Consider the following 14,568-nt stretch of genomic DNA (forward strand, 5'->3'; position numbering starts at 1 on the left):
TTTCTTATTGTTTGGTAAATAATGGTAAAAAAACTAATAATATTTTCGCTCAATAATAGATGGCTGGTTTCGGGAATTAGCATTGTGTTGATGCTGGTCGGATACTGGAGTTTTACTCACCTAAAAATCGAAGCCTACCCCGATATTGCCGATACTAATGTAATTGTAGTAGCTCAGTTTGAGGGTAGAGCCACCGAAGAAGTTGAACAGCAAGTTACTGTACCCATTGAGCGAGCATTGCAAAACACGCCAAATGTACTTGACCGCCGAAGCCGAACTATTTTTGGGCTTTCGGTTGTACAACTGACTTTTCAGGATGGTACAAATGATTATTTTGCCCGTCAGCAAGTCATGGAGCGTCTCGCTTCTGCCGAACTTCCCGAAGGAGTTTCTCCTGAGTTAGCTCCTTTATCAACAGCTGTTGGTGAGATTTTCAGATATGTAGTCGAAGCACCGCCTACTTTTTCACCTACCCAGCTCCGAGACCTTCAAGATTGGGTCATAAAACCTTACTTATTACAAACCAAAGGAGTTGCCGATGTTGTAACCTTCGGTGGCCCTCTTAAACAATTTCATATCTTAACAGACCCCAATAATCTACGTAAATATCAGTTAAATATCGCTGATGTTGAAAACGCAGTCAGAGAAAATAACTTAAATTCAGGCGGAAATATCTTGGAGCGTGGTGGGCAAGGCTTTGCAGTTAGAGGCTTAGGCACAATAAAAACCGAGAAAGATATTGAGAATATCGTATTAAAGGCAGAAAACGGAGTTCCTATCTATATTAAAGATGTAGCGAGTGTCGAAATAGCACCACCACCACCCAGTGGTGTATTAGGCTACACTATTCCAGAAGAAAAAATTTCAGTAAGTAGCGGAGTAGAAGGCATAATTTTACTTAGAAGATACGAAAATCCGAGCGAATCACTCAAAGACCTCAAAGAAAAAATTATTGAGTTAGAGGAAAAAGAACTGCCAGCAGGTGTTAAAATACGTCCGCTTTACGACCGAAGTTTTTTGATTGATAACTCCTTACATACGGTCGGTAAAACACTTTTTGAAGGAATTAGCATTGTTATTATTATTTTGATTTTCTTCTTGGGCAATTTTCGGAGTGCATTGGTGGTGGCAGTAACTATTCCGTTTTCATTGCTTTTCGCTTTTATTATCATGCGACTGACGGGCATTCCTGCCAATTTGCTTTCATTAGGAGCTATAGACTTCGGAATCATTGTTGATGGGGCTGTTGTGATGGTCGAACACCTAATAAGGAGCTATCATAAAACCACACAACACGAAAGGAAAAAAGGAATAATATCTTTAACTATAAAGGCAGCCAACGAAGTATCAAAAGAGATTTTCTTCTCTGTAAGTATCATTATTTTGGCCTATATGCCTATTTTGTTGATGACTCGTGTCGAAGGTAAGCTCTTTAGCCCTATGGCTCTTACCTTATCATTTGCAGTAATAGGCTCAATGATTTTTGCACTTACCGTAATTCCCGTGCTTACTTCATACGTTTTTCAAAAAATCATAAACAACAACATCGAAATAAAAGAGCACCAAAATTTTGTATTAAATTTTTTCGACAAATCATATCATTTTGTGATTGATTTTATCTCAAGATATTATAAGAAAACCGTATTAATTGGATTTGCAATAGTGGCAGGGTTAATTGGCTTTGGAGTGTTTTTAGGAACAGAATTTCTGCCCGAACTGGATGAAGGTTCCATTTTTTTAAGAGGAAATTTCCCAGCAGGTATTACAATTCAAGAAAATGGAAAATACGCTCCCAAAATCAGAGAAACCATCGCCAAATATCCTCAAATTGAATTTATAATAACACAAACTGGACGAAATGATGATGGCACTGACCCCTTTCCTGCTAACAGAAATGAAATATTAGTAGGCCTGAAAGCGTATAATTTATGGACAGATACGGTTTCTAAAAAAGAATTGTTGCATCGTATTACTACTGATTTAGAAAAAGAACTACCCAGTGTAAAATTTACATCAGGACAACCCATCATTGACCAAGTTATGGAAATTGTAACAGGTAGTGCTGCCGATTTAGCAGTTTCAATAATTGGCGATGACCTTACACTCATGCGAGCAAAAGCCGATAGTATCGTAGGAATTATGAAGCAGATGCAAGGTAGCCAAGGAGTAAATATAGAGCAAGAAGGTACACAGGAGCAGCTTGCAATCAATATAAACAGAGAACAAGCCGCTCGCTACGGAATCAATGTATCTGAAATTCAGAATATGATTGAAGCCGCTATTGGCGGAAAGTACATTTCGGTTCTTTATGATGGGACTAAAAGATACGACATTTTGGTTAGGTATCTTCCACAATTCCGTAATAATATTGATGAAATTAAAAAACTATTAGTTAGTTCGGCTTCGGGAGCTTTAATACCGATGAGCGAATTGGCTGATATACGATTTGTAGTAGGGCAAACTAATATTTATCGGTACAACAATAAACGTATGGTAACCGTCAGAACAAATATTAGAGGGAGAGACCAAGGCGGTTTTGTAAAGGAGTTGAAGGAAAAAATCGAAAATAAAATACAAATTCCCAAAAGTTACAGTGTAACTTTTGGCGGGCAATATGAAAACCTCGAACGTGCAGGCAAGCAATTAGCCCTAACCATTCCGTTAACTATAATTTTGGTGTTTTCGCTATTATTTTTGCTGTATAAAAACGCAAAAGATACCCTCATAACCATGTCATGTATTTTATTTGCATTGGCTGGAGGTATTATTGCATTATTAATTAGGGGTTATTATTTTAATGTTTCGGCAGGGGTGGGTTTTGTCTCTATCTTTGGTATTTCGGTAATGGCTGGAGTCATTCTTGTTTCGGCTCTTAACAGGGCTATTATTGGGCGTGAAATCACGTTAGATTTAATTAAAATAACCTCCCAAGAACAATTAAGAGCAATTTTGTCAATACTTTTTTTAGCAATTTTAGGTTTAATTCCTGCTGCAATATCAAGCGGCATAGGTTCTGATGTCCAGCGTCCACTGGCAACTGTAATCATTGGAGGATTAATAAGCACACTTTTTTTTACTCCTTTACTCATTCCACCGTTGTTTTATTGGGCTAAAAAAAATTAGTTAATATAAAAATGACTATTATTGATGCCTGATAGATTACTTTTGGGTTTTAAAAATGAAAATACTACTCATAGAAGATGAAAAAGCCTTAGCTTTAGACATTATTAACTACCTGAACAGCCAAGATACTGTCTGTGAGTGGGTGGATACCTTTAAGGATGCCAACGAAAAGATACAAAGCTATGATTATGACTGTATTTTGCTTGACTTGAGCCTGCCTGATGGGAACGGTATGCAATTACTCGAACAGCTAAAAAACGCAAAAAAATTAGAAGGAATAATAATAATATCGGCAAAAGATACTTTAGAAGTCAGAATTGAAGGCTTAAACTTAGGAGCAGATGATTTTTTGATGAAACCGTTTCACTTAGCTGAGTTAATGGCAAGAATACAAGCGGTTATACGCCGAAAAAAGTTTGAGGGTAATAACACCGTGGTATTTAACGAAATTCAGATTGATATTTTATCAAAAACTATTCATGCCAATAGTAGGCTGGTGGAAGCCACTAAAAAAGAGTTTGATTTATTGGTGTATCTGATAGGCAATAAAAATCGGGTACTTTCAAAAGCTGTTTTAGCGGAGTATATTTCTGGCGATATGGCAGATATGCTTGATAACCACGATTTTGTGTATGCTCACATAAAAAATTTAAAGAAAAAGTTATCTGCCGCTGGAGTGAAAGATTATCTTAAAACTGTATATGGATTAGGTTATAAATGGCAAGACTGACTCATAGCAAAGATACCAATTTACTCAATCAAACCTTGAAAGGGTATTTGATATTTTCGGCTTTGTTGCTGTTGCTATTTATTCCGATTATTTTCTTCTTGTTTCAAAAACTATATCTCGATGACATTGATGATGGACTTCGATTAGAAAAATCCGAATTTCAACAATACATTTTACCAAACCTCAAGACACAGGATATAAAACAGTGGAATCGCTTCAATCGTGACTTCAAGATAATAGACACGCTTAAAAGTAACACACACGATTATATCGAGCAAAAGTTTTATTATGATACATTGGTTCATGAACTCGAACCTTACAGAGTGCTATACTCATCTGTTTCAATCGAAAACAAACCTTATACCCTTCTAATCAAACAAAATCTGATTGAAGAAAAAGACTGGATAGAAAAAATCATACTATTTGTTGTATCGCTATTGATATTCATTTTATTAGGTACATACTTGATAACTCGTTGGCAAAACAGAAGAGTTTGGCGAAGTTTCTATCAGAATTTGACACTTTTAGAAAGATTCGAGCTTGAAAATGCCATCGAGCCGCCAAAGTTCCTTACATCAAATATCAATGAGTTTAATAGGCTCACAACGGTATTGAAAGAACTCGTCAATCGTGTAATTAAATCCTATAAAATTCAACGAGAATTTGCTGAAAATGCTGCTCACGAACTTCAAACACCAGTTGCTGTTTTAAAATCTAAGATTGATAGCTTTTTACAAGTTCCCGAGCTGACAGACAGGCAAATGCAACTTTTAGACCAACTCAACGAGGCCACAACCCGACTAAGCCGTTTGAATAAAAATTTATTACTATTGAGTAAGCTCGAACACCAAATTTTTGAAAAAGGTGAAGTTGATTTTAAAAATATCATAGTTCAGAACTTAGATTTTTGGTACGAACAATGCGAGGCTAAACACTTAAAAATGGAGTATTTAAGCATCCATTCTTCGCTACAAATGGCTAATTTATCACTTGCTGAGATTTTGATTAATAATCTGATTTTTAACGCTATCAGACACAATATTTTGGGTGGAAATATTGAAATTTTCTTAAATCATGAAAAATTTGTAGTCAGAAATTCGGGCAAAAACGAAGCGATACCATCTAACCAACTTTTTCAGCGATTTGTCAAAACCGATGCTTCCACGCAAGGAAATGGTTTGGGGCTTGCAATTGTTAAAAAAATTACTGATTTACATTCATGGAAAATCGAATATTCTTTTGAAAATAATTTACACATTTTTACTATATTCTTCTAAAAATTCAAAATTTCTTCAAAATTCATCACTTGATTTGTGCCTGAATCAATCAATTATAACAAAATAAATGAAGAAATTACCGATAATCGTCTTCTTACTTACCACTTCTATTGTTTCTTTTGCTCAAAAAACAATCAATCTGTCGGGCATAATACTGGATAAAAACCAAGCAATTGAGTTTGTCAATGTTACCATATCAAAAACAGGTGATACTACAAAGGTTTTACAATTTGCGGTTTCTGATTCTGTTGGGAAATTTCATTTTCAACTCCACGAACAAGGTGAATTTGTATTAAAAGCAAGTTTAATAGGCTATCTAACTTACAAACAGATAATCAAAATTGGAAACTCTGACTTGGATTTAGGTAATATTGAATTAAAAACAGATAATAAACTCTTGGGCGAAGTAGTGGTTACTGCACAAAAAAAACTTATTGAAAAAACTAACGAAGGCTTTGTTGTAAATGCGGCGGCTAATATTACCCAACTGGGCGGAACGGCAACCGACTTACTGAAAAGCACGCCTACCATAGCAGTAGATGCAGACGGAGCCATTACGCTCAGAGGAAAGACACCTTTGATTTTAATAAACGGGCGAAATTCTAAATTGGCAAATGCCGACCAGATTCCCGCCAGCAGTATCGAAAGCATAGAAGTAATTAACAATGCTTCGGCAAAATATGATGCCAATGCCCAAAGCGGAATCATAAATATTATTCTTAAAAAGAATGCCCAAAATGGCACAAACGGTGCTATCGCTTTGGGTGTAGGCGAAGGCTCAAGAGGGCGTATAAGCAGCTCTGCTTTACTTAATCATAGAGCTGACAAATGGAATATCGGATTGGCGTATGATAATCGTTTTGCAGGTCGTACAAAACACATTACCACCAACCGCACCAATTTTTTATTGCCTGAAACCTACCAAATCAATCAAGACCGCCACGATGAACGAGTAGAAAGATTGCAGAACTTAAAATTGAATCTCGATTTTCAGCCAAACGAAAAAAATACCTTTTCGTTTGAAGCGATTGGCAATGTGCAAGGGCAAGACAACGACGAAAAACTAAACAGTATCATTTTGAAGCAAAACATGGGTTTTTCTAACGCCAACGACCGACACTCACTTGAATATCGCCGCTCAAAAGTGGGAGAGTTTGCCCTCAATTATAACCGAAAATTTGCCGACCCCAAAAAATCTTTAAGTGCTTCGGCAACAACATCCATCGAACAAGGGCGTGAAAATACTGATATTGACACCCAACAATTAGCCGAAAATGCCACTAAAATTGGCAATGTTTTTTACCAAAAAACGCATAACTACGAAGATGATGTCATTTCTAACATTATCGTAGATTATGCCACACCTATTGGGGCGAAGGGTGTTTTTGAAACAGGTTATAAGGGTACTTTTAGAAGTGTAAAAAATGATTATGAAGCCTCGGATAAACGAGAAAATGTATTTGTTGTGAACCAGGTGTCCAGTAATATTTTTAATTTTAGTGAACAAATTAATGCCGTTTATGCCCTCTATCATAATCAATTAGGGTCAGAAAAATGGAAATATGAATTAGGTGTAAGAGCCGAACAAGTAAGCAATAGTGGTAAAACCCAAGATAACAGCACAAAATTTACGAATGAGTATCTGAAACTATTCCCGACTGCAAATCTCATCTATGATGTTTCGGAAGGGCAATCTTGGAAACTAAGCTACGGCAAAAGAATCAACCGCCCAAGCCTCGGCGATTTCAATCCGTTTGTAGATATTACTGATGCACTCAATCCACACAGTGGAAATCCGAATCTGAAACCCGAAATAGTTCATGCCGCAGAATTGGGCTACAATAAAGAGTGGGAAAAGGCAACAATTACGAGCAATATTTTTTATCGCCATTCCACCAATACTATTAGGCAATTTTTACAACCTTTGGGCAACGGAGTAGTTTTGAGGTTGCCAGTAAATATAGGCACAGCAGATAGTTATGGTTTAGAAAGTGTTATTACTGCCAAACCGAGCCGTGTTTATGATTTCAATGCCAGTTTTACGCTTTTCGAACAATTATTTGGAGGAAATAATGCGTCGGCTGTGGCACAACAGAATACCTTTAACTGGTTCGGAAAACTAATAAATAATATAACGGTTGGCAAAAACGGAAAGTTACAAATTATCGGTAATTACACTTCGGCAGCTACTACACCACAGGGGAATTTAATTCCGATTTATTATGCCGATTTGGGTTATCAACAAAAACTCGGTAAAGGCAATGCCAGATTAGGCTTGTTAGTAGTCGATATTTTCAATACGCTCAATAGTGGTGGCAAAACACTTACAACTGAATTTATCACAAACCGCACTCAGAAAGCCGATACCCGTGCATTTATGCTTACATTTGCTTATTCGTTTAAATCAGGTTTCAAAGAAAAACTCATGGAAAATAAATTTTCTAAAGAATTTTAAAATACAGTTAATGGAAAAATGGAAACTCTTTGCGGTAATATCTATGCTCTTTGCTGGTCTTACCTCGGTCATTGCCAAGTTTGGTATGAAGAATCTGAGTAGTGATGTTGCTCTTAGTATTCGTACAACAGTTGTGTTTAGTATTGTAGTGGCAAATGCCTTTTTATTGAACAATGCCTTTGCGGAAATCAAACAAGCTCCCAAAAGTAATCTCATTTACTTGGCTATATCGGGCATCACTACTTCTCTTTCATGGATTTTCTATTATAGAGCCATGAAAGAGGGGCAGGTTTCTTATGTGGCCAGTATTGATAAAGCCAGTATTGTGGTTACCTTGGTGCTGTCTTTTATCATTCTCAAAGAACCCATCACGCCTAAAATATTGATTGGTGCGGGGCTAATTCTTTTAGGAATGGTGGTTTTGATTTGGAAATAAGTAAGTATTCTAAAACCCTAAATCCTTTCTTGATTGTGTATCATTATTCGGAAAAGCCAATCCAGAAGGTAATTTGGAAGGTACATACCTTGTTAAATTTTTATCGTACAAACCGTTTTTAATAAATTCAGTTAGTTGCTTAATTTCATCAGCAGTAAGATTTAAGGGTTTAAATTCCTTCGCAAGTTGTGTGCTTGGTACTTTCGTATTTTGAGGTTTTGCCACATTTTTATAGGCAATTACATCTTCGATTTTTGTAAAAGATGACCCATGAAAATAGAAAGGCGAATCTTTCAGATTATATAATTGAGGCACTTTAAATTTATACATATCTTCTGCTTTTCCAGTAAACCCACCACGCCCCTTATGTTCGGCTTTACCTTCCGTAACAGCAAAAACAGTATTGTTTCCATAATTTCCGTTTTGTAAATCATTTGCCCCCAAAGCATAAAAATTCATTGAAGCCAACGAAGGCCCATTATGGCAGGTGGCACATTGAGCTTTTCCAAAAAATAAATTTGCTCCTTTCTTTTGGTCATCGGTCATTGCTCCATAGTTTCCTTTGAGCCATTGTTGGAAAGGGGCTTCATATGAGAGTAATGTTCGCTCATAAGCTGCAATTGCTAATCCTGCATTAACTTTATATTCCAGATTATCATTAAAATTCATTTTGGGAAAAGCCTTTTTGAACAAATCTGAATAAGTTTTGTAGGATTCTACCCACCCTTTTGTAATAAATAAACGATGAACGTCTTGCCCTGCAATCGCTTGTGTTTCAGTTCCTTGAAAACCCAATTTATTATTTTCTTTGGGTGTTCCTTTAGTCCAACTTGCTTCTGTACCAGTATTTAGATGGGTTGCCCCAAATTGGCCATTCCAAAGAACGTTGGTTTGATAGGCTATATTTAAAGCCGAAGGCGTGCGAATTGGTTGTACGTCTATTTCAACATCTTTATACAACGGATTTTTAGCACGTTTTTCACCCTGTACGCCAAAAGCAATGCCCCCATCGCCAATCCCCTGCGGTACACAGGCTTGAAAACCCGCCTTAACATGGTGGCAACTTGCACATGAATAAGTGCTATTACTTGATTCAATTATTGGGTTTCGACCTAATGCAGTTTCGTGGAATAATAATTTTCCGAGTTCTACTTTATCTGCTGTAATCGAATTTTTTGGGTCTTGTGGAATATTAGCAAAATCATCACTTTTAGGAAGTAAATAAAAAGATTTGCCTTTTCCATTTGATGCAACCGTTAAGTTTTTTTCAAGCTCGGTATCAACTGTGGTAGGAGTAGCCATTTCTTCTTTTTGAGAACAGGAAATAGAGAAAACAGCAATGATAAATAAAATGGATATTTGTTTCATAAGATTCACTTTTACAAAACAAATATCAAAAAATATGCCGTTTTTCAGTAGAAAAAAGGAACAATATTATAGATGTGTGTTAATTGTTTCCTATCATTTTTTTGAAATTTAAAGCTGAGAGAAATTGTATAATTTAGGAAGAACTAAAGGAATGAAAACAGCTATGCTTTAAATTTTTTTCTAAGTTTAGAAACTTCATTTTCTTCCCACTCTTGGGAACTATTAATGTCGTTCTAAAATGGGTAGTCCTGAATATTAAAAATTAAAGTCGGAAGAATAACCTTTCGATTTTATAAGATATTTACGAAATCCACACAATTTTTATATTTTCTCCATTTTTCCTAATAAATTATAAAGATGCCTATTAGTGAAATATATTTTATTTTCCACAAAATCAACCATAAAATCTGATTTAGAATCATAAGACTTAAACGTAATTTTATCTCCAGTCATATATAAGTAGCATAAAAAAAGAATTAAACCATTTTTATAGTTTTAAGTATTTGAAAAATTAGGTATTTAAATTAAATACTAATATTTTTATGTCTTTAATGTAATCAAATGTGAAGATTTGATACCGTATAATAATATTATTTGATATTGTCATATTAAACAACAAATCCAATTCCAGAATTATTTTAAATTGAAAACTAATTTAAATAAAAAAGACTACTTTTAAATTTTTTAAAAGTAAATCCAAAGTACATTAGGAGGATGCTGTTGCCTCAACTTTACATTATAACTTTTATACTCCGTTACAATTGCTGCTCATTATTATAAATTCTCAAAAATATTGACTTTCAAAAGTTAGTGTGTGAACCTTGTGTGCCCATCACGACTAATGCTGTTTAATAACATCAATCCATCCATGATGAGTGATGAAGGTGAATTGACTGAAGATATTCTAAATTGGATCAGATTCAATTAACATTTGCTCTATTATCTTTAATGATGAAAAGGTGCGTTTTTTATCATTCAAAAAGACAACCTTGAAGGTTATTAATAGCTAGGCATAGTTGGATGTCATTACATGGTTATCCTAATTTGGGATCAATCATAATTTCATCCATAAACTTAATTGAAAGTAATTAAGTAAACACTCTAAAGTGTATAGATTATTAGCTAACTACTAAATACATACTTCCATTTAATACTAAAAACATATTCTATAAACATTTTTTGTGGGAAGAAAGTAAGTTAACCTATTAAAAAAGCTATGTCACAAACAATTGCTAACAATATTTTTAAAGCATTTCCATTACCTAGTCTATTAATCTATGTTGATCCGTCCTTTACAATTCAAAACGTAAATGATGCCTTCCTGACAGAAACAAATATGACCGCCGAGAATGTAGTTGGGAAGCCACTTAATTCTTATTTTACTGAAAAAAGGCTAGACTTTACAGCATTGGAGCAATCATTACTTCAAGTGATTACTACCAAACAAACAAACAAAATACAGGTAAAAACTACCTCCGAACAAGAGATTGAACTTGAAAATATCCCCATCTTAGATGAAAATAAACAGATTACTCTTATTATTCAATCGTATAAGTTTCTCATGAAAACTAACCAAGAAAATAGTAGAAACGAATTAGATTTATTGAAAAAATATACGAAGGAGCCTTATGCGATTATTGATACTCACCTTAGTATTATTTCATTCAACCATCAATTTGCAAAGCAAGTCTTAGATTTGTTGGGAAAGGATTTGAAATTAGGAATGTCAATTTTAGATTTAGCATTGCCCGAGCGAAGAGAAGCAGTTAATGAAAAATATAAATTTGTTTTACAAGGAAATAGAGTACAGTTAAGACCAGAAGTTTCTACGAGTACAGGTTCGCTTCAAATATTTAATACCATTGATGAACCGATATTTAATGAATTAGGCGACGTTAAGGGGGTCTTTATTACCATTCAAGACCAAACAGATTTTTTTAAATTAGACAAAAAACAAAAAGAGCAAGAGGCTCATTTTAAAGCCCTTATTGAAAATACCCCAGACCTTATTTATTCGATTGATTTGAATTTTAATCTGATAACCTTTAATTCTTCATTATCTAATTTAATGCTTGCTTTGAAAAGTGTGAAATTAGAACCAGGTATGAGTATTTTAAAACATTTTGGAGAGCATAAAAGAGAAAAGTATTCAGAGGTATTAAAAAAAGTAATTAATAATGGCAGGTGCATTTTTGAAGATGAATTTATTTTTAACAACGAAATGCTCGTATTCAATGTGGCTGTTAACCCCATTTTCAATGAAAATAAACAATTGATAGGTGTTACCATTTTATCAAAAAATATCACACAACAAAAGCAACTTAAAAAGAAAGAAGAAGAACAAAGAGCAGAATACAGAGCCTTAGTTGATAACATGTCTGATGCTGTATATTCATTGGATATGAATTTAAACCTTATCACTTTTAATAAGGCAATGGTTAAGGCATCCATTTATTTAATAGGTCAGCCGCCTCAAAAAGGAATGAATTTGATAGAAAATTTTGCTTTTGATAAAAAAGACCTCCTTCGAACAAAATTTAGAGAGGCATCAGAAGGAAAAGCAATCTCCTTTGTGTATGAAGAAACGATATTCAATGAATCGCAGATTTTTGAGGTGTACATAAATCCTATTATTAATGATGATGCCGTTCAAACTGGCTATTCGGTTCATTCAAAGGTTGTTACGGAAAGCGTGAAAGCTGAAAAACAACTTGTTTTGAGCAACGAACGTTATAACCTTGTAACACAAGCTACTTCTGATGCTATTTGGGATTGGGATTTAATGAATCACTCGTTTTTTGTAGGAGGGAGTTTTGAAAAAATATTTGGTCATACAGACGGTAACGGTTTATCATCGATTGATTCTTGGCGTGTTTATCTACACCCTGAAGATGCTGAAAGAGTTTTGAATGGTATTCACGTAGCCATTGAGAGTGATGCCATCAATTGGAAGGATGAATATCGTTACCAAAAAGCAGATGGAAAATATGCTTATGTATTAGATAAAGGCTTTATTCTGAGAGACAATACCGGAAAAGCCATTCGAATGGTTGGGGCAATGCAGGATATTACCGAGCGAAATGAAAGAGAACAACAGTTAAAATTATTCGAATCGGTGGTTATTAATGCCAATGATGCGATTCTAATTACCGAACCAGAACCATTTGATGAGCCAGGTCCTAAAATCATGTATGCTAATAAGGCCTTTACGAAAATGACTGGTTATGAAGTGGAGGAAATTATTGGAAAAACACCTAGAATACTGCAAGGACCAAAGTCTGACTTTAAAGAATTAGCAAGGCTAAGCCAAGCCCTTCGAAAATGGGAATCTTGTGAAGTAACTACGATTAATTACAAAAAAAATGGAGAAGAGTTTTGGGTGAATTTCACCGTAACTCCCGTAGCTAATGAAAAGGGGTGGTTTACGCACTGGATTGCCATCTCACGTGATATTACTGAAAAAGTGAATTACGAACGTGATTTAGTAGAAGCAAATAATAAGGTTATAACGACCCTCGAAAGTATCCGAGATGGCTTTTATTCTATGGATAAAAACTGGATAGTTACCTATTGGAATAAAGAAATGGAATTGTTAACCGAGATTAAAAGAACCGATATCATTGGTAAAAACCTTTGGGAGCAATTTCCATTTATGCTTGATACAAAATTTTATATTGAATATAAAAAAGCAGTTGCTGAAAATGTCGTAGTAAGATTTGAAGAATATCTTACTATTTCAGAACAATGGTTTGAAGCGAATGCTTTCCCTTCTGAAAATGGGCTAACTGTTTTTATTAGAGATATTACCGAAAGAAAACTGAATGAACAGAAAATAAAATCCGAAAGAAAACTTCTAAGAACCTTGATAGATAATTTACCAGATTCTATCTTTTTCAAAGACACCAATGCCCGAAAATTGATTAGTAATAAAGTTGATTTACGCTTGCAGGGTGTCTCAAGTGAAGAAGAAGTTATAGGTAAAACAGATGCTGAAATTTATATTGATAAGCCCTCAAGTATTGGTTACGAACAAGATTTGGAAATTTTGAGAACAGGAAAAGCAGTGATGGACCATGAAGAATCGTTTATGAGTAATGAAGGGCAATTATCGTGGTACCTTACTTCTAAAATGCTCGTTTACGATGATGATACGAATGAAATGGGAATCTTAGGAATTGGAAGAGATATCACCGAACGAAAACTAGCTGAGCAAAAATTAGAGGCTGTTAATAATGAACTACAAAAAAAAGTTCAACAACTGCTTATTTCCAATGCAGAACTTGAACAGTTTGCCTATGTTGCCTCGCATGATTTGCAAGAGCCTCTGCGAATGATTACCAGCTTTTTGTCGCAAATTGAAAGGAAATATAAAGATGTGATTGATGAAAAAGGTAAGCAGTATATTTACTTTGCTGTTGATGGTGCCAAAAGAATGAGACAAATTATTCTAGATTTGCTTGAGTTTTCAAGGGTCGGAAGAATGGAAGATAAGCAAGAATTGGTAAATCTAAATGATTTGGTGAATGATATCCTTATTCTTTATAGAAAGCAAATCCAAGAGAAAAAAGCGATTATTCATTTAGACACACTTCCGACGGTCAAGGCTTCCAAAAGTTCGATGCGTCAGGTGTTTCAAAACTTAATTTCCAATAGCTTAAAATACGTAAGTACAGAGGAGCGTGTTGTTCCCCAAATAAAAATCACTGTTGAATCAGTGAACAATGAGTGGATGATGGCAATAAAAGACAATGGTATAGGTATTGATTCACAATACTTTGACAAGATTTTTATTATTTTCCAACGATTACACAATAAAGATGACTATTCAGGAACGGGCATAGGTTTGGCCATTACAAAAAAATAATTGAAAATTTAGGCGGTAGAATTTGGCTCGAATCTGAGCCAAACAAAGGAAGTACATTTTATTTTACAATACCAAAACAGGAAATACATTGATGAAACCCATTCATATACTTTTAGTGGAAGATAACGAAAGCGATATTTTACTCACGATGGATGCTTTAGAGGAAGGAAGAATTAGTAACAAAGTTAGTGTTATCAAAGATGGGAATGAAGCGATTGATTTTCTAATGCAATCTGGTAAATATGCTGAGAAAAATTTACCTGATTTAATTGATACATGAGCAGACTCAATCATCATTAAGCAAATGTAGATATT

Annotated in this window: 7 protein-coding genes and 1 pseudogene; 7 read left to right on the plus strand and 1 reads right to left on the minus strand. The window is 34.7% G+C overall.

Features of this window, described 5'->3' with window-relative positions; all coding sequences use genetic code 11:
- Positions 1–21 precede the first annotated feature (21 nt).
- From EMTOL_RS20525 to EMTOL_RS20545, 5 genes are all read left to right on the plus strand, one after another.
- On the plus strand, positions 22–3,123 hold the full coding sequence (locus tag EMTOL_RS20525; protein WP_015026308.1) for an efflux RND transporter permease subunit: 3,102 nt from the start codon (positions 22–24) through the stop codon (positions 3,121–3,123).
- Between the two features lie 55 nt (positions 3,124–3,178).
- Positions 3,179–3,853, plus strand: a complete 675-nt coding sequence (locus EMTOL_RS20530) for a response regulator transcription factor (RefSeq protein WP_015026309.1) — start codon at positions 3,179–3,181, stop codon at positions 3,851–3,853.
- Complete coding sequence (locus EMTOL_RS20535) at positions 3,841–5,130, plus strand: sensor histidine kinase (protein WP_015026310.1); 1,290 nt, start codon at positions 3,841–3,843, stop codon at positions 5,128–5,130. Before EMTOL_RS20530 ends, EMTOL_RS20535 begins: the two co-directional genes overlap by 13 nt.
- Before the next feature lie 67 nt (positions 5,131–5,197).
- Positions 5,198–7,585 (plus strand): TonB-dependent receptor, encoded by a 2,388-nt coding sequence (locus EMTOL_RS20540; protein ID WP_015026311.1) that lies wholly within the window; start codon positions 5,198–5,200, stop codon positions 7,583–7,585.
- A gap of 10 nt (positions 7,586–7,595) precedes the next feature.
- The gene (locus EMTOL_RS20545; RefSeq protein WP_015026312.1) at positions 7,596–8,021 is read left to right on the plus strand and encodes an EamA family transporter; all 426 of its coding nucleotides are present in this window, start codon (positions 7,596–7,598) and stop codon (positions 8,019–8,021) included.
- A gap of 9 nt (positions 8,022–8,030) precedes the next feature.
- Here the strand turns inward: EMTOL_RS20545 and EMTOL_RS20550 are convergent, their stop codons facing one another.
- On the minus strand, positions 8,031–9,389 hold the full coding sequence (locus EMTOL_RS20550; RefSeq protein WP_015026313.1) for a cytochrome-c peroxidase: 1,359 nt from the start codon (positions 9,387–9,389) through the stop codon (positions 8,031–8,033).
- A gap of 1,216 nt (positions 9,390–10,605) precedes the next feature.
- On the opposite strand from EMTOL_RS20550, the pseudogene EMTOL_RS20555 reads away from it, so the two are divergent.
- Together EMTOL_RS20555 and EMTOL_RS20560 are read left to right on the plus strand one after the other, a co-directional pair.
- A pseudogene (locus EMTOL_RS20555) lies at positions 10,606–14,345 on the plus strand (PAS domain S-box protein).
- On the plus strand, positions 14,345–14,533 hold the full coding sequence (locus EMTOL_RS20560) for a response regulator (protein WP_015026316.1): 189 nt from the start codon (positions 14,345–14,347) through the stop codon (positions 14,531–14,533). The pseudogene EMTOL_RS20555 and the gene EMTOL_RS20560 overlap by 1 nt, the downstream one beginning before the upstream one ends.
- Positions 14,534–14,568 lie beyond the last annotated feature (35 nt).

This window comes from Emticicia oligotrophica DSM 17448, from assembly GCF_000263195.1.
Classification (GTDB): Bacteria; Bacteroidota; Bacteroidia; order Cytophagales; family Spirosomataceae; genus Emticicia; species Emticicia oligotrophica.